The organism is Pseudobutyrivibrio sp. (genome assembly GCF_017471675.1).
Classification (GTDB): domain Bacteria; phylum Bacillota; class Clostridia; order Lachnospirales; family Lachnospiraceae; genus Pseudobutyrivibrio.
Window position 1 is genome coordinate 17752 of the sequence record NZ_JAFUSK010000072.1, and the last position, 22820, is coordinate 40571.

Here is a 22820-nt window from a genome sequence, read left to right on the forward strand (position 1 = left end):
ATGCATTTATAAAAACTTTAGGAGTTTTTTATAAGCCTATTAGGCATTTACAATCTTACCGAAATCTGGCTTAAGTGAAGCGCCACCAATAAGACCACCATCAATGTTTGGCTTGCTAAGAAGCTCAGCTGCATTTGAAGCGTTCATCGAACCGCCGTACTGAATACGAACAGCCTCTGCTGTAGCACCATCATAAAGCTTAGCGATAAGCTCACGGATGAATGCACAAACTTCTTCAGCCTGGTCAGCTGTAGCTGTCTCACCTGTACCGATAGCCCAGATTGGCTCATAAGCGATAACAAGGTTCTTTACCTGGTCAGCTGTTACGCCTGAAAGATCCCAAGTAATCTGACGCTCGATCCACTCCTTGTATGTGCCAGCCTTGCGAAGTGCAAGAGACTCACCACAGCAAAGGATTGGTGTAAGGCCAGCAGCAAATGCCTTCTTAACCTTAGCATTAATAAGAATATCATTCTCACCAAAGATATCACGTCTCTCTGAGTGACCCATGATAACGTACTTAACACCAGCATCTACAAGCATAGGAGCTGAGATTTCGCCTGTGAAAGCACCCTTGTCCTCGATGTAGAAGTTCTCAGCACCAACATTTACGTTTGTACCCTTAACAGCCTCTACTACAGGAACAATATCGATTGCAGGAACGCAGTAAACTACGTCTACATCATCATTCTTAACTAAATCCTTAAGCTCAGCAACAAGCTTTACAGCCTCAGAAGGTGTCATATTCATCTTCCAGTTGCCGGCAATAATTCTTCTTCTTGCCATAATTTACCTCTTCTCTATGAGACCTTCTCATACTTATATATGTTCTCCGTGACACGCTTTCGCTCTGCTTTTTCTCATTGCCCTACGTAAGATGCCACTTCGTGCCATCTAAGTAGGGATGGAAAAAGAAGGTCACTTGAGAAATATATAAGTATGTTCAGGTCATATAATTTATTTAAATATTAAACAAGAATTTTCTGATTTTGCTTTAGTGCAAGGCAGCAAATGCGAAGCTGTACAAAGGTACTGCGAGCCATTTGCTAACGCAGCAATCAAGCTAAAGAAGGAAATTCTACTTGTCGTCTGCTGCGTATACACCTGGAAGCTCCTTACCCTCAAGGAACTCTAACGATGCACCACCACCTGTAGAGATGTGGCTCATCTTGTCAGCGAATCCCATCTGGTTAACAGCTGCTGCTGAATCACCACCACCGATGATTGTTGTAGCATCTGTCTCAGCAAGTGCCTGAGCAACTGCCTTTGTACCTACAGCAAGTGCTGGGTTCTCGAAAAGACCCATTGGTCCGTTCCAAAGAACTGTCTTAGCTGTCTTAACCTTGTTAGAGAAAAGCTCAACTGTCTTAGGTCCGATATCGCAGCCCTCTCTGTCAGCTGGCATATCCTCTGTATCATATGTAATGCACTCTACTGGAGCATCGATTGGATCTGGGAACTCCTTGATTGTAACAGCATCAAGTGGAAGAAGGATTTCCTTACCCATGCTCTTTGCCTTCTTAAGCATTTCCTTACAGTAATCAAGCTTTGTATCATCGCAAAGTGATGTACCAATTTCGTATCCAAGAGCCTTCTGGAATGTGTAAGACATACCACCACCGATGATAAGTGTGTCGCACTTCTCAAGAAGGTTGTTGATAACGTTAAGCTTATCAGCTACCTTAGCACCACCAAGAATTGCTACGAATGGACGTACTGGATTCTCAACAGCATTGCCAAGGAAGTCGATTTCCTTCTGCATAAGGTATCCAACTACGTTAGAACCACCCTTAGCTGTGATGAACTTTGTAACACCAGCTACAGAAGCGTGTGCTCTGTGTGATGAACCGAAAGCGTCGCATACATAATCATCTGCAAGATCAGCAAGCTCCTTAGAGAATGCTTCACCGTTCTTTGTCTCTTCCTCACCTCTGAAACGAGTATTCTGAAGAAGAACAACATCTCCTTCCTTCATAGCCTCAACTGCCTTTGTAGCAGCTTCGCCTGTTACGTTGTAATCAGATACAAATGTAACTTCCTTACCAAGCTTCTCTGAAAGACGCTTTGCAACTGGAGCAAGTGACTCGCCCTCGTTAGGACCATTCTTTACCTTACCAAGGTGTGAGCAAAGGATAACCTTTCCACCATCAGCGATAAGCTTGTTGATTGTAGGAAGAGCAGCCTTGATACGTGTATCATCTGTAATCTCTCCTGCCTTAAGTGGTACGTTGAAATCGCAACGAACAAGAACACGACGGCCCTTTACGTTGATGTCATCAACTGTCTTCTTATTTAATGCCATTATTCTATTCCTCCTTAATAAATCCAAGTCCGCCAGTTACGGTCACAAGCATCAGAATTTTTCATTCGGCTAGAATGCCTCATTCAAAAATCTGATAGCTTGTTACCTACTAGCTCACTTAAATATCTAAAATAAAAAGGGGTTCGGTCCATAAGGACCGGACCCCTAACAAATCCAAAAATTCGGATATTTGGCCATATGCAAGGCATGTAAGCGAAGCTGTACTAAGTACTGCAAGCGCAACATAACGAAGCAGATGGACAAATAGACAATTTTTTAAGCTAACTCTGAGAAGTACTTGATAGTACGTACCATCTGTGATGTGTAGCTGTTCTCGTTATCATACCAAGAAACAACCTGTACTTCGTACTGATCATCAGAAATCTTAGAAACCATTGTCTGTGTAGCATCGAAGAGAGAACCAAATCTCATACCTACGATATCTGAAGAAACGATTTCATCCTCGTTGTAACCAAATGACTCGTTAGCTGCTGCCTTCATAGCTGCGTTGATACCCTCAACAGTAACATCCTTCTTGTTTACAACTGCTGTAAGGATTGTTGTAGAACCTGTTGGTGTAGGAACACGCTGTGCAGAACCGATAAGCTTTCCGTTAAGCTCAGGGATAACAAGACCGATAGCCTTAGCTGCACCTGTTGAGTTAGGAACGATGTTAACTGCTGCTGCACGTGAACGACGAAGATCACCCTTTCTCTGTGGGCCATCAAGTGTCATCTGATCACCTGTGTAAGCGTGGATTGTTACCATGATACCAGACTGGATTGGAGCGTACTTGTTAAGTGCGTCAGCCATTGGTGCTAAGCAGTTTGTTGTACATGAAGCTGCTGAAATGATGTTATCAGAAGCCTTAAGTGTCTCATGGTTTGTATTGTAAACGATTGTAGGAAGATCGTTTCCTGCTGGTGCAGAGATAACAACCTTTCTAGCACCTGCATTGATATGAGCCTGTGCCTTTTCCTTTGATGTGTAGAAGCCTGAGCACTCAAGAACTACGTCAACCTTAAGGTCTCCCCATGGGCAATTGTTTGCATCTGGGAATGCATAAATCTTGATTTCCTTACCGCAAACGATGATTGAATCATCTGTGTAAGAAACCTCAGCTGCATGCTCGTACTTTCCCTGTGATGAATCATACTTTAAAAGATGTGCTAACATCTTTGGGCTAGTTAAGTCGTTGATTGCTACTACTTCGTAACCTTCTGCGCCGAACATCTGACGGAATGCAAGACGTCCGATACGGCCAAAACCGTTGATTGCTACTCTTACTGCCATTTTTAAATCCTCCTAAAGATTCTTTTAAAATTTTCTTAGGTCGCTCAAAGCGCCCTTATGCACTTCATTTTATACAATGTCTAAATAGATTTCAACCCCAAAATGAAATATTGTTAAATTTTTCTCAAACTTTACTATTTTATGAATCCAAAACTAGTTTTAAATCAAGGCCTATGGTAGAATTATTTGAATATTATGAATATATTTTTGGGAGGCAGATATGCTTTGGGACAATCACATGCACAGTAATTTTTCAGGAGATTCTGACGCCGAACCTATTGATATGATAAAAGTTGCAAAGCTTAAGAGGTTGCGGGGCATTACTTTCACTGACCATCTGGATTTAGACTACCCTAAGGAATTTGGATTCTTTGATTTAGATTTGGAAAGCTACTATCCTACACAACATGAATTAGCACTGTCAGAATCCAACGAAAACTTCACAGTTCTTACAGGATTAGAGGTGGGAATACAGCCTCATATCGTAGATAAATGCAGGGAGGCCGTAAATGCATTCCCTTATGATTTTATTATTGGAAGTACCCATTTAGTTGATAAATGGGATCCTTACTTTGAAAGCTTTTGGGAAAGAGATTCCGAGGATATACTATTAAAAAGATACTATGAGTGTATATTAGAAAATATTACTGCATTTACTGATTTTGATACTTTAGGTCACTTAGATTATGCATTCCGCTACGCACCATCTGAGCAAAAAAAGCATAATACCCACAAACCTTATGCAGATATAATTGATGCAATATTGGAAAGAATAGTCAAGTTGGACAAGTCTTTAGAGATAAATACTGCCGCTTTTAGAAAAGGGATGAATGCACCTAACCCTGCCCCTAGCATAATAAAAAGATATCATGAGCTGGGAGGAAAGCTAATAACTATTGGCGCTGATGCTCACACACCTTCCGATGTTGCCGCAGATTTTAATCGTCTACCTGATTTGCTCAAAGACTGTGGCTTCAGGGAATTTGTTGTCTATAAAAACAGAAAGCCTGAGTGTTATCCTATTTAGATAACACCAGGCTTTTATCACATTATTTAAGAGCGTCTATCAATTCTTCGCAAATCTTCTGCTTATCCTTGTTGTCAGTTTCTATTACAATGTCTGCTGCAGCCAGATACTTGTCCATTCGTTTAAGCATAAGCTCTTCTATATATCCAACACTTTTATTATTTTCAAGTAAAGGCCTGTCATGGTTATCCTTAACACGTTCAAATATAGTCTCAGGCTTTGCTGTAAGAAGAACAACCTTGCCATTTTTCTTCATTTCCTTAACATTTTCCTCTCTAAGGGGAGTTCCGCCACCACAAGAAATAACCACATTTTTTCTAGATTGCAACTCCTTCAAAAGATTAGTTTCAGCATTTCTGAAGTACTCTTCTCCATAGGTCTCAAAAATCTTTGAAATAGACATTCCCTCTTTTTCGGCAATAACCTGATCCATATCTACTGTTTCCATATCAAAGCATCTGCAAAGATGAGCCGATATTGTAGATTTACCAGTTCCCATAAATCCTATAAGAACAATGTTGTAATTAAGCTTCATAGCATTTCTCCTCGTCACTTTGAAAAATATAGTAACAAAAAAATATGGTGAATAAAACAAAAAATTAAGAAGAAGCTAAAATTATTTTTAAATTAAACTTTTATAAGTTTTTATGTAGACCTTGGATTATTTATAAATCTTAGGTACACTAATGTAGCAAACTAATTGTTAAGCTTGAAAGGATTCCTGTATGAGCACTGTAAAGGTAAGAAATGTAGTTATAGGTGAAGGCATGCCAAAGATTTGCGTCCCTATTGTTGGTAAAACAAAGGAAGATATTCTTAAGGCTGCTGCTGTAATTAAGGCTACTAGTCATGACATAGTAGAATGGCGTGTAGACTGGTTTGAGGATGCATTAGATTTTGATAAAGTTACTGAGGTGTTAAAGGAGCTAAGAGTTCTCCTTGAGGATACACCACTACTTTTTACTTTTCGCACAGCCAATGAAGGTGGCGAAAAGGCCTTAGATAAGAAGCATTACCTTAAATTAAATTTAGATGTAATATCAACAAATCTTATTGACCTTGTTGATGTAGAGCTGTTTTCAGGTGATGATATAGTAAGTAAAATCGTTACAACGGCACATGCTAATAATGTGAAAGTTATTGCGTCTAATCATGATTTTGACAAAACACCTGATAAGGATGAAATATTAGAACGCCTAATAAAAATGCAAAAGCTTGGGGCTGATATTCCAAAGATTGCTGTCATGCCTACCTGTAAGAAGGATGTTATCACACTACTTGCAGCCACAGAAGAGATGGCTACAAATCATTGCGACACCCCAATAATTACCATGTCCATGGGTAGCATGGGGCTAATCAGTAGATTGTGTGGGGAAGCCTTTGGCTCTGCACTTACCTTTGGCGCAATAGGCAAGACTTCTGCCCCAGGTCAAATGAATGTAGAAGACCTTAGTAAGATACTTAGTCTGATTCACGAATATATTTAGATTTATTCAACCTAAAAGGTGGCAGCTTTTGTAAGCTACCACCTTTTAAATATTCTTTGCTTTTGCTTTTATACGTGTAAGAGTATTATCAATAGATTTTTCAGGCTTACCTAACTTTGCAGCTATCTCCTTGTAATCAAGGTCTTGCATGTACAAATCAAACACCTGCTTCTCCATTGGAGAGAGAGCCTGCTTTAATCTATCAATTAAATCAAGATTCTCCTGAGCCTCTATTACCAATTCCGCTGGATCATCAGCTAAGTATGCTGGTTCTTCCAGTTCTTCCCCCTCTTCATCATACAGCGATACATAGGCATTAAGAGGAGAATGCTTCTTTCTGTTGCTTGCCTCTATAGCCTTTATCATCTGCCTGTCAATACACATCTGGGCAAAATGAAAAAATGTAACCTCAGAGGTAATGTCATAATCTCCTATTGCACTAAAAAGTCCTATCATCCCCTCCTGTATTAAATCCTCATTTTCTCCACCAACAAGAAAATATTTCTTGGAGTTTTTCAACACTAGAGGCTTATATTTTTCACATATAAAATTCAGGACGGCCTGGTCGCCATCCTGATACATTTTAACAAGTTCTTCATCTGAATAATTAGAATAAGTTATCATCGAATCCTCTATTTAGTATTATTAATTCTCTGTCTAACTACTTCGTATGCAAGTACACCGCAAGCCACCGATGCATTAAGTGAATCGATATCACCGTACATCGGGATTGAAGCTACCATGTCACAGTTCTTCTTTACTAAATCAGAAACACCGTGGCCTTCATTACCTATAACAAGGCCTATTGAACCTGTAAGGTTAAGGTCGTACATGGTGGTGCCACCCATATCGGCACATACAAACCACATACCCTGTTCTTTAAGCTCTTCCATAGTTTTAGAAATGTTTGTAACCTTTGCAACTGGAGTATAGTTGATAGCTCCTGCAGATGCCTTTGCTACTGTAGCTGTAAGACCAACAGCTCTGTGCTTTGGAATAACAACACCGTGCGCGCCAACCTGATTAGCTGTACGGATGATTGCGCCTAAGTTATGAGGATCCTCGATGTTATCAAGGATGATAAGGAATGGAGCCTCGCCCTTTTCCTTGGCACGTGCCATGATTTCATCAAGCTCTACATAATCGTAGCTTGCAGCATAAGCTAGAACGCCCTGATGCTTTCCTGTCTCTGAAAGCTGGTCTAAGCGCTCCTTCTTAACAAAGCTAATTACTGTATCTTTGCTTTTCTTAGCTTCTCTAAGAATCGTCTGAACTGGACCATCTTTGCAGCCTTCAAGAACAAACAGCTTGTCGATTGTCTTTCCACTTCTGAAGGCCTCTAATACTGCATTACGACCTTCTACAATTCTACTTTCTTCCATTCTAAAACCTACGGCAGTTGTCCAAATATTTATACAGTATTCTACGCTAACAATAATTAGAATTCTTCATTCGACTTATGTCTCATTCAGAAATCTAATACATTGTTATCTGAATACTGTCCTATAATTTATTGAAACTGCCTTACTCTTTCTAAATAAACTTACTATAGTTACTAATCCAAAATATCTAGACCTGTCAGTTCGATTCCACGATTAACTAATTCGCATATACGATCCATGTCGCCGGTTAGGTAGAGATATCCCATTACGGCTTCGAAGCCTGTAGCCTCCAGATAATCCATTGTGCTAGCGTTTTTGGCTTTGGTATGAGGCTTGGAATTACGTCCTCTACGATACCAGTCGCGTTCCTCATCTGTCAGCTCATCCATAAGTGCGATAATCATGGCAGCCTGAGTGGTAGCCTTAACTATCTGGCTGGCACGTTGATGTAGCTTATTTACAGGAGTATTCCCCTTATTCACAAGTATAGAACGAATAACCACATCAAAAATTGCATCACCAATATAAGCTAGTGTCAGTGGGGAATATGTTCTGATATCCTTTGGTTCAATATTAAACTTGTCATTTAAATATTCATTTAAACTAGATGCCATACTACACCTTCACGAGTATCCTTTATCTCAACACCCTTTGCTAAAAGCTCATCACGGATTGCGTCAGCTGTTGCAAAATCCTTTGCCTTCTTAGCTTCAGCACGGCGAGCGATAGCATCGTTAATATATGCTTCAAGCTCAGCATCTACTGATGAACCAGCATCAGCGAGAGCCTTTGCATGTCCTATTAAATCAAGTGATAGCACCTTATCAAAGCTTTCTACTAAGGCAAGCTTTGTAGCATCATTTGTATCTGCCTTAAGAGCGTCATATAAAACAGTGATAGCCATTGATGTGTTCAAATCATTTGAAACAGCATCTAAGAATTTACCTTCGTACTCTGCCTTTACTGCCTCATCAACAGCACCTTCAGCCTTAAGCTCTGATACTCTCTTAACCAGCTTATTGTATGCTGTAACTGTGTTATCAAGATTTTCCCAAGAGAACACAAGTGGCTTACGATAATGTGACTGCAAGCAGAAAAATCTATAAACTAGTGGGTCATAGCCCTTTTCCTGAAGAACAGAAACAGTAAGGATTGCCCCCTTTGACTTAGACATCTTACCTGACTGGTCATTAAGGTGATTGCTATGGAACCAGTAATTGCACCACTTATGACCAAGATAAGCCTCAGACTGTGCAATCTCATTAGTGTGATGTGGGAAGATATTATCTACACCACCGCAGTGAATATCAATATATTCTCCTAAGTGCTTCATAGAAATGCATGAGCACTCAATATGCCATCCTGGGTAACCCACACCCCAAGGGCTTTCCCACTTAAGAGCCTGGTCTTCAAACTTAGACTTTGTAAACCAAAGAACAAAATCAGTCTTGTTCTTTTTGTTAACGTCCTCTTCTACATCATCACGAACGCCTACTTCAAGTGCTTCCTTTTCAACTGATGATGAAAATACATAATAATCATCAAGCTTGCTAGTATCAAAATATACATTGCCGCCAGCAACGTAAGCGTAGTCCTTTTCAAGAAGAACCTCTACCATGTGAATAAACTCTGGAATGCAGTTAGTTGCAGGCTCAACCACATCTGGGCGCTTATTTCCAACTGCATCAAAATCCTTGAAGAATGCATCTGTATAAAACTTTGCAATCTCCATAACTGTCTTGTGCTCACGCTTTGCGCCAGCTACCATCTTATCCTCACCTGTATCTGCGTCACTTGAAAGATGACCAACATCAGTGATATTCATAACACGCTTAACATCATAGCCTGCATACTCAAGTGCCTTAATAAGCACATCCTGCATGATATATGTACGGATATTTCCGATATGAGCGAAGTGGTATACTGTAGGGCCGCAGGTGTAAATGCCTACCTTGCCCTCTTCTCTAGAGTGGAACTCCTCCACCTTTCTATCCAAAGTATTATAAAATGTAAATTTATTTGCCATTGTTATTCTCCAATCTATAGTCCGCAGATTACAGAGTTTTAAATATATTATTCAACGACACGCTTGCGCTCTGCGAAAAACGTAGCAGTACTAAGCTCACATTACATGTTCGCTAAGTGCTGACGTTTTTCAAAGGTCTTTTGAATAACATATTTTAAACCCTGTAATCTACTCACCTAATAATATACTGTATTTATTTACGGGCGCAGCCTGCACAGCCTTCGCAGCTGCGGGCGCTATCAAATACTACGTTGCTGCCATCATAAAACTCGTAGAGCAAACAGACTGCCTGGGAGCTAATGCCCTCTTCACGCCCTGTAAAGCCTAGGTGTTCTTCTGTAGTAGCCTTGATATTAACCTGGCTAACATCGATACCAAGACACTTTGCTACGTTTTCTTCCATCTTATCAATGTAAGGACGAAGCTTTGGAGCCTGGGCGATAACTGTAGCATCCACATTACCAACTACATAACCCTCATCCATAACAAGCTCTCTAACCTGCTCTAAAAGCTTCATGGAATCTGCCCCTTTATACTTAGGGTCAGTATCAGGGAAATGTGCCCCTATATCCTTTAATCCTGCTGCACCAAGCACAGCATCCGCTATTGCATGCAAAAGTACATCCGCATCAGAATGACCAAGTAACCCAAGTGTATGCTCAATCTTCACACCACCTATAATCAAATCTCGGCCTTCCACAAGCTTATGTACATCATAACCTGTACCTATTCTCATGCTGCCTCCTAATCTATATAAAACAAATTTATTACCTATTAAACTACAGTATTATATCAAAAAATCCTCAAGTTTAATAGGGGCATTTTAGTAAGAGAAATGGTGCCCATTTATAGCATGACCGTGTCTGAACTACTTGATTTTCCAGAAATGAACGAAACTAAATTCGAAGACGAATAACAAAGTGAATCAATTTAATATTGAATTCGCTTTTTTATTAAATCAATACAAAAATAGTGTATGCATTTTGTTCCATTCTCCGATGTTATATTTCACGCTTTTATAACATTTATAAATATAATTTATAACATTAGGAGGTGCCAAGCTATGCGAAATATAACAAAGATTAGAATATCACTTTCAATTATTGTATCTTTTTTATTTGTCTCATTCCTACCAGAATTGTCATATCCCGTATTAGCTGAAGGAATTCCACAATATAGTGGACAGGCTTATTATGTAGTTAATAATAATACTCCAGCTTTTGCAGATTCAGATAAAACGCGAACTGATGCATTTGAGACCTATTCTGAATTAGATGGACTCGGTCGTTGTGGAGTTGCTTATGCGAATATTAGTAAAGAAATTATGCCAACAGAGGAACGCGGTGAAATAGGACAAATCCGTCCATCGGGTTGGCAAACTGTTAAATATAATGATTTGATCGATGGAAACTACTTGTATAATAGATGCCATTTAATCGGTTATCAGCTTGCTGGCGAGAACGCAAATGAAAAGAATCTTATTACTGGAACACGCTATCTAAATGTAACAGGAATGTTGCCTTTCGAAAATGCAGTTGCCGATTACGTAACTAAAACAAATAATCATGTTTTATACCGAGTAACCCCTATCTTTGAAGGAAACAATCTTGTTGCAAGCTATGTGCAGATTGAAGCATGGTCCGTAGAAGATAATGGTGCTGGCATTAGATATAATGTTTTATGCTATAATGTTCAACCTGGTATCACTATAGATTATTCAAACGGAAATAGTGTTGCTTCCGCTCAACAAACTGTTGCTGTACCTACACCTAGCCAAACTAGTAGCAATACAGATTTACAGGCTCAAGCTTCTAGCGGTCAAACTGTATACTTATCTGCTACAGGAAGCTGCTATCACAGCATCAATAACTGCGGCCGTATGAACCCGGCAAAAGCTACTACTACAACAGAAGCAAACGCAGTTTCCCAAGGTTACAGTAAATGTTCAAAATGTTGGTAAGTATATTGAGCAGGACTCGGGTCCTGCTCTTTAATTTACCACTGTATAATAATATATTTTCTACCAGTGGTAATTCAGGTCTCTTTTTACCACTGGTAGGATAGTGTTCACTTTTACAGTGGTAATAATGGCTTTACTTTACCACTGTATATAACATTTTATGCTTGACAGTGGTAATTTCAAAGATTTTTTACCACTGTATCTATGCCTATTCTCTCCACTGGGGTAATAAACCAGTTCAACTACTATCTCATACATAAAAATCAGGGTAGATAGTAAGTATTTTCATCTCAACTACTATCCCCTGCAAAAAAATCATCACAGATAGTAAGTATTTTCAAATCTACTACTATCTCACAACAAAAATCTCCCTCAGATAGTAACCATTCCAAAATCTACTACTATCCCACTACAAAAATCTCCCTCAGATAGTAACCATTCCAAAATCTACTACTACCCCACTACAAAAATCTTCCTCAGATAGTAACCATTCCAAAATCTACTACTACCCCACTACAAATATCTCCCTCAGATAGTAACCATTCCAAAATCTACTACTACCCCACTACAAATATCTCCCTCAGATAGTAACCATTCCAAAATCTACTACTACCCCACGGAAAAAATCCCCCTAAGATAGTAACAGCGCCCAACCATCAACAAGGTTGGGCGCTGCTTAACACTAATTATTAAACTAGCCAAGTATTTCTTCCATCTTATCCCAATCAAAGCGCTTAAGGTACTTTTGCAGCTCCTTGAACTTAGCTGCATCGGCGTCGGGGAGCTTGTATGACATTACCTCATTAATTACCATTTCGGCGCCGTCGTAATCCATCTGTGATACAAGCTCTGTCAAGGCTTCGTAGGCGCTTGATAGTTCGTCAGCATCAATAGGTAACTTAGCCGCTGCATCAGTATCAGAAGCTTCCTCACCAGCCTTAACCCTTGAGAGGATTTCCTTAAAGCTTCTGTAGTCAGATAAAAGCTTAGGTGTATTGCTGTTGATGAAGGTTAAATCTTCCTTTTTGCCCGCTTCCTCTAGCTGCTCTGCTAGGGATGACAGCTCCATGGCACCTACTATTCTTGCAGAAGATTTAAGGGCATGAACTTTTACAGTGTATAGCCTGATATCATTATCATTTAAAGCCTTTTCTATGGTGTCTGCATTTATATCGATAGTATCGTAGAAATCAACTAAGCTATGCTCGTACACAGCAATTCCACCACTGTTTCTAATACCATCCTCCAGCACAATGGCATCTACTTCCTTAACCCACTGTAAGTACTCTGGCAATTCCTGAGGTTCGTTTTGAACCTGCTCACTTGCTGGCTTTTTGATGATTTCATCCCCAATATGCTTCATGATAGTTGACTCAAGGAATTTACTATCAATAGGCTTTGCTATATAACCTAAGAAGCCGTTTGTTTTATAGAACTGCTCAGCATCCGGCATAGCATTTGCAGTAAGGGCGTATACAGGAAGATTAGGATACAAGGCCTTTATCTTGCCCATTGTTTCAATACCGTCCATGCCAGGCATCAGGTGATCTAACAGCACTATATGGAACTTCTCTTTTTCAAGGATTGATAAGCATTCTTCACCACTTGCTGCTGTTGTAATATTAATCTGAGTAGGCTTTAGTAATCCTTTGATTACATTTAGATTCATTGGATTGTCGTCTACTACAAGGATTCTTGCATTTGGCGCTATAAACTGAGGTACATAGAATCCCGGTGGAGCCTCCTCGATTCTCTCCTTAAATTTGCCAATAGGAGTAGGGTCAGTAATCTTTTGTTTAAAGGTAAATATAAACTCTGAACCCTCTCCATATACACTTTCGCACCATAGCTTTCCGCCCATGAGCTCAGCAAATCTTCGGGAAATATCAAGTCCTAAGCCTGTGCCTTGAATTCCGCTGTTCTTCTTTTCATCTAAGCGCTCGTATGCGGTAAACAGCTTTTCCAAATCCTCTGTTCTAACACCTATACCTGTATCTTTAACTGATATTCTAACATCGCAGATATCATCAACAATACTTTCAACCAAAACTGTTAGTGTAAAGCCACCCTTTTCAGTATACTTAACCGCATTTGTTAAAAGATTTAATACTATCTGCTTAACCTTGCCTCCATCACCATATAGAACCTTTGGGATATTCTCATCAATGTTAACATCAAAGCTTAAATCCTTCTGCTCGCTTCTTACTCTAATCATGGTAATGATTGCACGAAGCTGGGTCTCAGGCTCGTAGTCCTGCTCAACCAAATGCATCTTGCCAGATTCAATCTTTGAAATATCAAGTATCTCATTTATAAGACTAAGAAGGGACTCAGTAGCCGTACGAATATCCATGGCGTTATTAATAACAGTCATAAGATATGGCTTTGGAACCCCTTCTGGATTCTCCCTGAGAATCATTTCGTCCATACCCATAATAGTGTTGATAGGGGTACGAATCTCATGAGAAATATTTGCAAGGAAACGGCTCTTAGCGCTATTTGCTCGCTCCGCCTCATCCTTTGCTGCCTGTATCTCATCATACTGACGACGAATAACAGTCCAGGTCATAACACGCCAAACAACAAAACCTGCAAATACTGCAAGAAGAATCAATAGTACAACTCTTACAAGGGTGCGTTCAAAAAACATTGGCTGCTTAACAAGCTTATACGTATCATCAATAAGCACCTCAGATGTAGATTCATCAAGTATCTGAATATGTAAGGTGTAGTTACCATATCTCATTCCAGTAAATTCCAAGGTTGACATTGACTCCCTGTGAATAGTAAATCCAGGGTCGGTACTATTTTCTAGAAATACTCTAACAAGTGGATTTGTCATAGAATAGTCCAAAACTGCAGGATTAATCTGGACACGTCCATTGGAAGCAGGAATGATGTATGTTCCATCTAATTCAGGTGCAAGGTTTACATCATCACAGCTTATCCTAGTAACACCCGTTTTGATTCTGACATTGCCTGACTTGTAATCATTAATGTTTACTAAAGATACGCCAGTCATTCCTGCAATATAAAGATTTCCATCATCATCTATTGCACTGTATTCAGAAAGGATCGGCATACTTGTAAGACCATTGGCAAGTGTAAGCAGCCTATAATCCTGCACCTCATTATTTAACATCTCCTCTGCTTTTACCACGTAAATACCGTTGGATGCTAATACCCAAAGTCCATCATTGTTATCAAAGAAGATATTATCATTATTGTTATAAGGGAAGGTGCTTACATGAGTAATCACCCCATCCTTCATATACTCAATACTATTAGATGTAACTATCCAATAAAGCTTACGCTTTTCATCCCATTTTATTCTATTAATTACATCACTTGTAAGTCCATCACTCTTACCCAGCTTTGTAATATAATCGCCTTTTACCACATAGATTCCATCTCCATCTGTGGCTATGTAAACCTCACCTTCCTGGCCAGTCTGCAAATCCAAAAATACGGTGTTCTTTATACCAGAGCTTTTGTCAATGCTTCCTACCACCTTAAAATCCTTAATCACGGCCATACCGCCATTGGTAGCAGCAACGATTGTGCCATCCTTAGCTTCATCTGTACACCTAACCTCATTGCTAGGCATACCATCTGCTTTTGTAAAATTAATGATAGTGCCATCTGCCTTTTGACAGACTACACCTAGACCATTTGTAAAGGTAGAAATCCAAAGATTATTATTAGAATCTTTTGCCACATCTCTTACCTTGGCATTTCCCACGTATTCAGTCAACGCTGTTTCTTCTACAGTGGTCTTATCCTTGAGATAAATCAAACCTTCATTGGTGCCAATATACAAGGAATCATTATAAAGACATGTGGAATTAACCACCAAATCTTCAATTCCTGCCTCGGCCGTCACATTGGTGAAATTGTTAGAAACCAGCTTCATAACACCCTGGCGTGATGATGCAATCCAAATGTTTCCTTGATAATCAGCCGTCATCATTTCTATGCCACTATTTATAGGTGTATTATCTATTACATGAAAGCTTTCATCCTCATCCACATAACCAAATGCGCTTTCCGATGCAACCCAAATGCGATCACAGGCAGACATAATCCACTTGATTGTATTTAAAGGTGCAACGGAAATTTCCTTCATATCCTCAAGCTTATCGCCATAATTTCCGTAGTATAGCTTATCAGACTTAGTGCCAATATAAACTTTCCCATCATTAGTGCTGTCAGCATAGATGTTTGAAATATCAATATCTCCTAATGAATCTCCTGCATAATATGAAGATAATTGACATGCATTAATAGAAAAGATAGCTCCGGTTTTGGTGTAGCCATAAATGGTACCGTCCTTGCCAGAATCCATCCTTAAGATTCGTTCGCTATTTATTCTGTCATCATCCAAGTGACAGAGATTTTCGTTGGTATCAACATAGGCAATACCCTCAGTAGTTCCTATGAAGACATTTCCAGCCTCATCCTCTGCAAATGTACGTATAGATGAAGATGGAAGCCCTCCCTCAGTTGTTAAATGAACTGCTTCACGATAGGAGTTAAAATATACAACTCCGTTATCATTAGTTCCTACCCAGATTCGTTTTTTTGAATCCTCAAAAAGACCTCGCCCACTGGTAAGCCCTTCAGTATTTGTAAATCTAAAAAAGCTGGAACCATCATATCTAATGATTCCACTGTATCCGCCAATCCAGATATAGCCATCTGAAGCGCCTATAATGAAATTAGCCTCAGATGTAGGAAGCCCATTTTTGGCATCATAAATTTGAGCATAGTAGCCCATATTATCAAGCTGCTTCGTTGCAGCATAACCTCCGCCAATATTTACTTTCCCCTCTATAGCTGTGGCTTCCTTAGCAAAGCTTGCATTAGCTTGCGAAACAGCAAATGCAAATATCAATGCAATAAGAGCACATACACTACCTGTCTTTTTTCTCATATTCGAATTATATAAAAGAAGAATCTACAAACTGTTAACAAATTATTGTATGTTTGTGAAGTGTTACCCCATAAAGAAAACCTTAAGCTTATTTAACAGCTCATCCTTACCTATTGTCTTGAGGAAGTACCCCTGTGGATTAAGAGCAAGGACTGCCATTACGCTTTCCTTATCATCCCTTCCTGTCAAAAACATTACAGGGATGTTCTTAGTGTCGTCATCAGCCCTAAGCATTTCAAGCACCTGTGGACCATCTGTAACAGGCATCTCATAATCAAGCAGAATCAAATCCACCTTGTTGTTGCTTCCTAGCCATTTAATTGCTCGTAGTCCCGATGTTGCCATAGATACCTTGTAAGAATCCTTAAGCCATTCCCTGACAAGACTCATATAGTTTGGGTCATCATCCACTATAAGGATGCTCCTTTTAAACTCATCTGCTGCAGCCTGCTTGGTATAGGCATTAACACAATCGATATAGGTATCATAATCAAGTGGTCTTGATAGAATCTTATAAATCAATTGTGAAGGAATACTCGATGCAACCTCATTAGTATCTACAGGGTCCCCTATAAGGATAATTTGTTTATCATCATCCTCCATTTTATCTACCAGGAATGTACGAATGTCATCCTCTAGTCTATCATCCGGCTCCATGTAAAAGGTAACAAGAGCTGTTTCATCCCAAAGATCATGAATTAAATCAAGCTTAGTGGTAACAAATTTGGCATCAATATCTGCATCAGCCAGTTTCTTTAAAAGGACTCTAATTATGAATGATTCCTTTGAGCCTATTATAAGTATTTTGTTCTGTTCCATAATCCCCTCCGACGTCCTTATTTATTTTTTAGTAAAGCTTCTATCTTATCCCAATTAAAAGTTTTAAGAGCTTTTTCCAAGTCTTTAAAAAGTTTGTAATCTTCTTCCTCAAGCTTGTACTCATTTACCTCTGTGATAATCATATCTATTGAATCATAATCCATTTGAGGTGCCAATTCCTTAATGGCCTCAATAGCTCCAGATAACTCATCAAGAGGTATTGGTTCCTTATCTAAATCTGTACTTGCCGAAGGATTTAATCCTTCAAGCTTATTTTGGTATTCAAGATATTCCTCTAGCATTGCAGGATAGTTCTCCTCAATGTATTTTATATCATTTTTCTTTCCTGCTTCCTCTAACCACTTGGCCTTCTCCGATAGTTCATGGGCGCCTATTATTCGTGCTGAGCTTTTCAGAGCATGTACCTTTATAGTAAACAGCTTTATATCCTTGTCCTCAAAAGCCTTATTTATTACTTCACTATTTTCTTCTATTGTATCTAAAAACAGCTTTAATGAAAATATAAAGCTTTCTGCCCCGCCACTATATTTTATACCATCATCAACCACTATTCCATCAACATCATACAGCCATTCATACCCCTCTGGGAGTCTAGAAAATTCCGCCACAGCTGCTGCATCAGAATCCATAACCGCATCATCCGGCAAAAAGAGTCTGATAACATTTTCCAAGGTCTGCCCATCAACAGGCTTTGGAAGATATCCATTAAAGCCCTTTGAGATGTAATACTCTTTTCCGTTTGCAATGTAGTTTGCTGTCAAGGCAATAATTGGAAGCTCTGGATATTTTTCACGTATTTTTGCAACAGTTTCAAGGCCATCCATTCCTGGCATCATATGGTCAAGTAAAACTAAGTTATAATCTCCCTCATCCAGCTTTACTAAACACTCTTCTCCTGAATCCGCAGTAACTACATACATTTTGGTAGATGCAAGGAGGCCTCTGATTACTGCCAGATTCATAGGATTATCATCAACCACAAGAATGCTTATATCCGGAGCCACAAAGCTAGGAATATAAGGTCCCTTTGGTGCTTCTTCCACATGTTCCTCAAAAAAGCCTATTTCCGTAGGATCAATCACTATCTGAGTGATTGTAAATGTAAAAGTAGAGCCCTTGCCATATTCGCTCTTACACTCAAGGGTTCCATGCATTAATTCAGCAAAGTGCCTTGATATATCAAGGCCTAAGCCAGTACCTTGAATGTTGCTGTTTTTAACCTCGTCCAAACGCTCAAAGGCATAGAAAAGTTTTTCCATATCTTCTTCTTTGATGCCTTGTCCTGTATCCGTTACTGAAAATTCTATTTTACAGCTTTTTTCATACTTCTCTAAAACCTTTACATTTAGCTCAAAGCCGCCTTCCTCGGTATATTTAAGAGCATTGGTAAGTAGATTTAACACAATCTGCTTAACCTTTCCCATATCACCATATAATCTTTTGGGTAATTCCTGGTCTATCTTTATATCAAAGCGAAGCTCCTTTTTATCGCTTCGCCCTCTTATCATATTTATAAGTCCTCGAAGAAGTTCAGTTGTATCATATTCCTGCTCAACCAGTCGCATCTTTCCAGATTCAATCTGGGATATATCTAACACATCGTTTATCAGTGAAAGTAAGGAATCTGATGCATACTCAATATCTGAGGCATACTTACTTATCTTCTTGTAATATTCAGTAGGGACATCTGTATGGTCTTCCCTGAGAATCATTTCATTCATTCCCATAATGGTATTTATGGGAGTTCTTATCTCATGGGAAATATTAGCAAGGAATCTTGACTTGGCAGTGTTTGCCTTTTCTGCTTTTATTTTGGCTGCCTGCAAATCATTCATGTTTAGGATTTCAGAGAAGTAAAGCTGCACAACCATTCCAACCATAGTGATGTTGGTCAATGAAAGCCCATAAACAAAAAACTGTACAATACATGCTACAAATGGAAATACCGTAAAGAACAAAAGAGGTATATAGGTACGTCTTCTTAGCTTTTTCTTATATTGAAAATTAACTGAAAACTGTAAAGCAATCATTGTTAAAGGGAAAAAATAGGACAGGTATATAAATTGACCTCTCTGGTAATTATTATTAGCATCAAATGTGTAATACATACCTGTAAATTGAGATACTATAAGCATCAGTAAGCCCATAGTAAATAAACCTTCGCTTATTGCAAAACGTTTAGGCAAAACTGTCATATGTGCTTCATTGCGATACAATTCCATTAGATATTGATTAAAGGCATGAGCCAAGGCTAAAGATAGTAAATACACTAAAAAATTGCATATTCTAACCATCCAGTAGCCAGTGGTGCTAACATCACCTCTATATATATAAGCAAATCTATCTGCTATCAACAACAGCATAGCTGAGATTTGCATATATAAAAGTGCACCTCTTCTTCTTCTAGACACAGTTCTAGTGTTCTTGGTGAGTATAATAAGTACTCCACAAGCTCCACTCAAGAAGAGCATTACACTTAATTGGAATTCTCGTAAAAAATCCATCATCTTAAAAATCTCCCAAGCCTTTGTGTCTCCGTTAACCTATTCCTTATATTTTTCCATAACCTGCAATACCTCATCCTTAGCATCAATAAATTATGCTCTCTTTGAAGACAGTGCATCAAATACATCCGCCACTGCAATATACCACATAATTATGAAAAAAGGGTGTTAGCAAACACCCTTTTCATTAGTTATTCTATTAGTTATTCTATTCCTGATTTTGAAAATTTATGAACTTCACTTTCGCCCCAGCTTTCACCGTTTTCATCATAGCTTAGTTCAGCAAGGACTATCTCGCCAGTTTTAATTTCCTTAACGTTCTTATCTGTTTCTAGTGTACCAAGTTCTCTGATACCATTAGATACCTCAAACAAAACAACCTTTCCACTAGCAGTAATTATTACGTAGTTACCATCCTTTCCATGGACGTATGTACCTGATGCATATTCATATTCACCTAAGTCACGAGATACATTGGCATCCCCTACAATAAGCTGATATGAAGATGCCCCATCATCGGAAGTCTCATTAACTAAACATACTGTTGCAAGCTCACCATTGTTCTTTACATCAAATTTGTCATTAAAGCCTTGAAGCGAAAGCTCCTTAGTATATAACTCATCTCCTGGAATATATGCTTCATTAAAGTCTTCAAAGGCAGAATATGGAACAGTGAAGCTTACAATTCCTGCTGCATAAGGTGCCAAATCATACTGTTGGAACATAAATGTAATTCCAGTATGATCAAGATAGTTTTCTGGCAAGGCATCACCTGTAAAATAATCCTCTATTACCTGCTTGTAAGATGTTACATCATCATCAAAGAGAGTTTCTTTAGCAGCCTCAGGAGATTCCTCTATAGTAGTAAGTATGAAATCCTTTGATGTGGCGGCAATCTTACTTTCATCGCCATAATCCTTCACTGAAAGCTGTGCACCAGTGTTAACATCAAATGTATATCCACCATACATTGCACCACCATGGGCACCACCTGAGTAATAAGAAGATTCTATAACAAAGCTAAGAATATTCTCATCAGCTCTAACTACCTTAACATTTTCATATTCCTGATATTTAATTGGTTCGTAATCAAAGCCTTCTTCTTCAGCATACTGTTTTTGTTCTTCATTCTGCTGCTCGGCTTCTTTATTCTGGTCTTCCACGCCTTCATTAAAGTTTGATACGCGGCCATCGAAAAACTCATCTATAGCCGTAGCCAGTGCTTCATGCTTGTCGTCTGTTATCTGCAAGCATTCTATGCTTCCTTCAAAGTAATCATATCCTTCTGCTGAAACAGATGTGATTGCATATTCAGGTTTTGAAGGCTCTGCCACCGCTTCTTCCTTATTGCTATTATCCTTCTGCTCCTGATTATTTGTAACAGCTGTATCTTTAGTATTTTCTGTTTTACCACATCCAACACAAGCTGTAACAGCAAGTGTCAAGGCAAGTACAAGTGCTAATCTTCTTTTCATTACACACCTCCAATGTTTAAACAAATCCTAGTTAAGATTCAGTATACATAAAGTCCGTATTATTTCAAGTAGTACACTTAATATTTTAGAATTCTTTACATTTATTTAAGAAATACGGTTAGCTATTACATCACTCCAAAAAAAGATCAGGATTCCCCGACCCCACGAGGAATCCTGATGAAAGGAGGATTTATTATAGAAAACTAGGAAATAAGCTATTTAATAACTAATCTCTTGGCTCCCTCGGCCGCTAATGGACTTCTAACTGTCTCACTTTCTTCAAAGGTAATCTGAGCGCAAAGTGTGGAGCCCTTCATTCTCTCTGCCGCAAAAGTAAGACCATTATTTTTTCTATCAAGCTTTGGTGAATCAATCTGATCTGGATCACCTAAAAGCACAACCTTTGAGCCCTTGCCTGCACGTGTGATAATCTCTAATATCTGTCCTATTGTACAGTTTTGAGCTTCATCTACTATGATAAATGAATTAACCAGTGAACGACCTCTCATGTATGCCAATGAACAAATCTCAATTATGCCTGTCTCAAACATGTCCTCTATTTGCATTTTGATTTGTTCCTTCTCCTCGTTCTGACCCTTTAAAAGTACCTGTAGATTATCCATAAATGGAGCAATAAGAGGAGTCATCTTCTCTTCCAAATCACCTGGCAAAAATCCTAAATCATTATCTGAAAGGGTATTACTTCTAGTAATCATAATTCTATCAAAACCATTGTGATAATATCCCTGCAAACCTGCTGCCAGTGAAAGGAAGGTTTTGGCTGTACCAGCACTACCCTTTAGAATCACCAGTGGTAATTCATCGGGATTTGCCAAAAGTGCATAGAGGGCAAATCTTTGTCCAACATTTCTAGGCTGACAATATGGCGTGTAGTAATCTCTATCCTTTAGGATATGCCAGCCGTCTGTCTTAAATGTATAAAGTGCTGAATTACTGCCATCCTTACAAATACCAAATTCATTTTCAATAAACCCTTTGTTGAATGGGCTCTCCAAATCTTCTGGAGTTATATCTCTTCTACCAGTATAGTTTTCATTATCGAGAATCATTTCGTTGTGATAGCCCTGTACCACACAGCCACACATGGTAGCATTGATTCTCATGGAAATATCATTTGTTACCAGTATTGTTTCTAGCTCGGATTTCTTAGCAATACCAAGCACACAATTAATTATTCTATTGTCTGGTCTGTCTAATGTAAATTCTGCTGGAATCAGCTTTTCATATTCAGATTCTTTTTCAATAATAAAGGTTCCGCCGTTTGGCATCGTAACCCCATTAGCATAATCTCCTTCAACAGATTCAATGTTTCGAATGCTTTCACGTGCGCCGTAGCCCACCTCCGCATAGGCTGTTTTCTTTGAATCAAGCTCCTGCAGAGTAGTGGTTGTGATAATAACATTATTATCATCGAAACCGAAAAGCGCTGTAGGGCAGTGAATCAAAATGTTGGTGTCTAATACGTAGTTTTTCTTCATAGGGTCACGCTCCTTTATTAACTTTGATAATATAATTTTATACTAAGTAGCCTTTAAGTTCTACAATATTTTGTATATTTATATGTAATTTG

General features: G+C 38.9%; 16 protein-coding genes and 1 pseudogene. 3 read left to right on the forward strand and 14 right to left on the reverse strand.

The genetic code is table 11. From position 1 onward, the window contains the following. Positions 1-39: 39 nt before the first annotated feature. From tpiA to gap, 3 genes are all read right to left on the reverse strand, one after another. Positions 40-786, reverse strand: a complete 747-nt coding sequence (gene tpiA / locus IJ535_RS11690) for a triose-phosphate isomerase (RefSeq protein WP_074790640.1) — start codon at positions 784-786, stop codon at positions 40-42. Positions 787-1078: 292 nt separating this feature from the next. Beyond that, positions 1079-2302 (reverse strand): phosphoglycerate kinase, encoded by a 1224-nt coding sequence (locus IJ535_RS11695; RefSeq protein ID WP_294303032.1) that lies wholly within the window; start codon positions 2300-2302, stop codon positions 1079-1081. A gap of 276 nt (positions 2303-2578) precedes the next feature. Further along, positions 2579-3595 (reverse strand): type I glyceraldehyde-3-phosphate dehydrogenase, encoded by a 1017-nt coding sequence (gene gap / locus IJ535_RS11700; protein WP_294303036.1) that lies wholly within the window; start codon positions 3593-3595, stop codon positions 2579-2581. Between the two features lie 220 nt (positions 3596-3815). Between gap and IJ535_RS11705 the strand changes: the two genes are divergently transcribed. After that, positions 3816-4622: a histidinol-phosphatase HisJ family protein gene (locus IJ535_RS11705; RefSeq protein WP_294303040.1), complete on the forward strand. Its 807-nt coding sequence runs from the start codon at positions 3816-3818 to the stop codon at positions 4620-4622. Positions 4623-4644: 22 nt separating this feature from the next. Here the strand turns inward: IJ535_RS11705 and IJ535_RS11710 are convergent. Then, positions 4645-5163: pseudogene (locus IJ535_RS11710) on the reverse strand (shikimate kinase); the annotation flags it as partial. A 184-nt stretch (positions 5164-5347) separates the two neighbouring features. Here IJ535_RS11710 and aroD point away from each other — a divergent pair. Next, positions 5348-6109: a type I 3-dehydroquinate dehydratase gene (gene aroD / locus IJ535_RS11715; protein WP_294303043.1), complete on the forward strand. Its 762-nt coding sequence runs from the start codon at positions 5348-5350 to the stop codon at positions 6107-6109. 45 nt (positions 6110-6154) lie between these two features. On the opposite strand, the gene IJ535_RS11720 is transcribed toward aroD, so the two are convergent. The 5 genes from IJ535_RS11720 to ispF all read right to left on the reverse strand — a co-directional run bounded on the left by IJ535_RS11720 (position 6155) and on the right by ispF (position 10253). Continuing rightward, positions 6155-6733: a sigma-70 family RNA polymerase sigma factor gene (locus IJ535_RS11720; protein ID WP_294303046.1), complete on the reverse strand. Its 579-nt coding sequence runs from the start codon at positions 6731-6733 to the stop codon at positions 6155-6157. Positions 6734-6741: 8 nt separating this feature from the next. Then, positions 6742-7491, reverse strand: a complete 750-nt coding sequence (gene rlmB / locus IJ535_RS11725; RefSeq protein WP_294295172.1) for a 23S rRNA (guanosine(2251)-2'-O)-methyltransferase RlmB — start codon at positions 7489-7491, stop codon at positions 6742-6744. A gap of 173 nt (positions 7492-7664) precedes the next feature. Next, complete coding sequence (locus IJ535_RS11730) at positions 7665-8105, reverse strand: Mini-ribonuclease 3 (RefSeq protein WP_294303054.1); 441 nt, start codon at positions 8103-8105, stop codon at positions 7665-7667. Next, positions 8090-9517 carry a cysteine--tRNA ligase gene (gene cysS / locus IJ535_RS11735; protein WP_294303057.1) on the reverse strand — a complete coding sequence of 476 codons (1428 nt, stop codon included), beginning with the start codon at positions 9515-9517 and terminating at the stop codon, positions 8090-8092. Before cysS ends, IJ535_RS11730 begins: the two co-directional genes overlap by 16 nt. A 193-nt stretch (positions 9518-9710) precedes the next feature. Beyond that, positions 9711-10253: a 2-C-methyl-D-erythritol 2,4-cyclodiphosphate synthase gene (ispF, locus tag IJ535_RS11740; RefSeq protein WP_294303060.1), complete on the reverse strand. Its 543-nt coding sequence runs from the start codon at positions 10251-10253 to the stop codon at positions 9711-9713. Between the two features lie 327 nt (positions 10254-10580). Here ispF and IJ535_RS11745 point away from each other — a divergent pair, with 327 nt between their 5' ends. After that, positions 10581-11477, forward strand: coding sequence for a DNA/RNA non-specific endonuclease (locus IJ535_RS11745; RefSeq protein WP_294303063.1), 897 nt, complete (start codon positions 10581-10583; stop codon positions 11475-11477). 694 nt (positions 11478-12171) lie between these two features. On the opposite strand, the gene IJ535_RS11750 is transcribed toward IJ535_RS11745, so the two are convergent. The 5 genes from IJ535_RS11750 to IJ535_RS11770 all read right to left on the reverse strand — a co-directional run bounded on the left by IJ535_RS11750 (position 12172) and on the right by IJ535_RS11770 (position 22728). Further along, on the reverse strand, positions 12172-16410 hold the full coding sequence (locus IJ535_RS11750) for a hybrid sensor histidine kinase/response regulator (protein ID WP_294303066.1): 4239 nt from the start codon (positions 16408-16410) through the stop codon (positions 12172-12174). 63 nt (positions 16411-16473) lie between these two features. After that, positions 16474-17229, reverse strand: coding sequence for a response regulator (locus tag IJ535_RS11755; protein WP_294303068.1), 756 nt, complete (start codon positions 17227-17229; stop codon positions 16474-16476). A gap of 17 nt (positions 17230-17246) precedes the next feature. Beyond that, complete coding sequence (locus IJ535_RS11760) at positions 17247-19757, reverse strand: response regulator (RefSeq protein WP_294303070.1); 2511 nt, start codon at positions 19755-19757, stop codon at positions 17247-17249. A gap of 200 nt (positions 19758-19957) precedes the next feature. Continuing rightward, positions 19958-21229, reverse strand: coding sequence for a DUF3298 and DUF4163 domain-containing protein (locus tag IJ535_RS11765; RefSeq protein ID WP_294303073.1), 1272 nt, complete (start codon positions 21227-21229; stop codon positions 19958-19960). A 215-nt stretch (positions 21230-21444) separates the two neighbouring features. Further along, a complete protein-coding gene (locus IJ535_RS11770) occupies positions 21445-22728 on the reverse strand; it encodes a PhoH family protein (protein ID WP_294303077.1) in 1284 nt (427 codons plus the stop codon). Positions 22729-22820 lie beyond the last annotated feature (92 nt).

Coding starts and splice junctions, on each gene's coding strand:
- tpiA (WP_074790640.1), bottom strand. CDS start 786: ATGGCAAGAAGAAGAATTATTGCCGGCAACTGGAAGATGAATATGACA.
- IJ535_RS11695 (WP_294303032.1), bottom strand. CDS start 2,302: ATGGCATTAAATAAGAAGACAGTTGATGACATCAACGTAAAGGGCCGT.
- gap (WP_294303036.1), bottom strand. CDS start 3,595: ATGGCAGTAAGAGTAGCAATCAACGGTTTTGGCCGTATCGGACGTCTT.
- IJ535_RS11705 (WP_294303040.1), top strand. CDS start 3,816: ATGCTTTGGGACAATCACATGCACAGTAATTTTTCAGGAGATTCTGAC.
- aroD (WP_294303043.1), top strand. CDS start 5,348: ATGAGCACTGTAAAGGTAAGAAATGTAGTTATAGGTGAAGGCATGCCA.
- IJ535_RS11720 (WP_294303046.1), bottom strand. CDS start 6,733: ATGATAACTTATTCTAATTATTCAGATGAAGAACTTGTTAAAATGTAT.
- rlmB (WP_294295172.1), bottom strand. CDS start 7,491: ATGGAAGAAAGTAGAATTGTAGAAGGTCGTAATGCAGTATTAGAGGCC.
- IJ535_RS11730 (WP_294303054.1), bottom strand. CDS start 8,105: ATGGCATCTAGTTTAAATGAATATTTAAATGACAAGTTTAATATTGAA.
- cysS (WP_294303057.1), bottom strand. CDS start 9,517: ATGGCAAATAAATTTACATTTTATAATACTTTGGATAGAAAGGTGGAG.
- ispF (WP_294303060.1), bottom strand. CDS start 10,253: ATGAGAATAGGTACAGGTTATGATGTACATAAGCTTGTGGAAGGCCGA.
- IJ535_RS11745 (WP_294303063.1), top strand. CDS start 10,581: ATGCGAAATATAACAAAGATTAGAATATCACTTTCAATTATTGTATCT.
- IJ535_RS11750 (WP_294303066.1), bottom strand. CDS start 16,410: ATGAGAAAAAAGACAGGTAGTGTATGTGCTCTTATTGCATTGATATTT.
- IJ535_RS11755 (WP_294303068.1), bottom strand. CDS start 17,229: ATGGAACAGAACAAAATACTTATAATAGGCTCAAAGGAATCATTCATA.
- IJ535_RS11760 (WP_294303070.1), bottom strand. CDS start 19,757: ATGATGGATTTTTTACGAGAATTCCAATTAAGTGTAATGCTCTTCTTG.
- IJ535_RS11765 (WP_294303073.1), bottom strand. CDS start 21,229: ATGAAAAGAAGATTAGCACTTGTACTTGCCTTGACACTTGCTGTTACA.
- IJ535_RS11770 (WP_294303077.1), bottom strand. CDS start 22,728: ATGAAGAAAAACTACGTATTAGACACCAACATTTTGATTCACTGCCCT.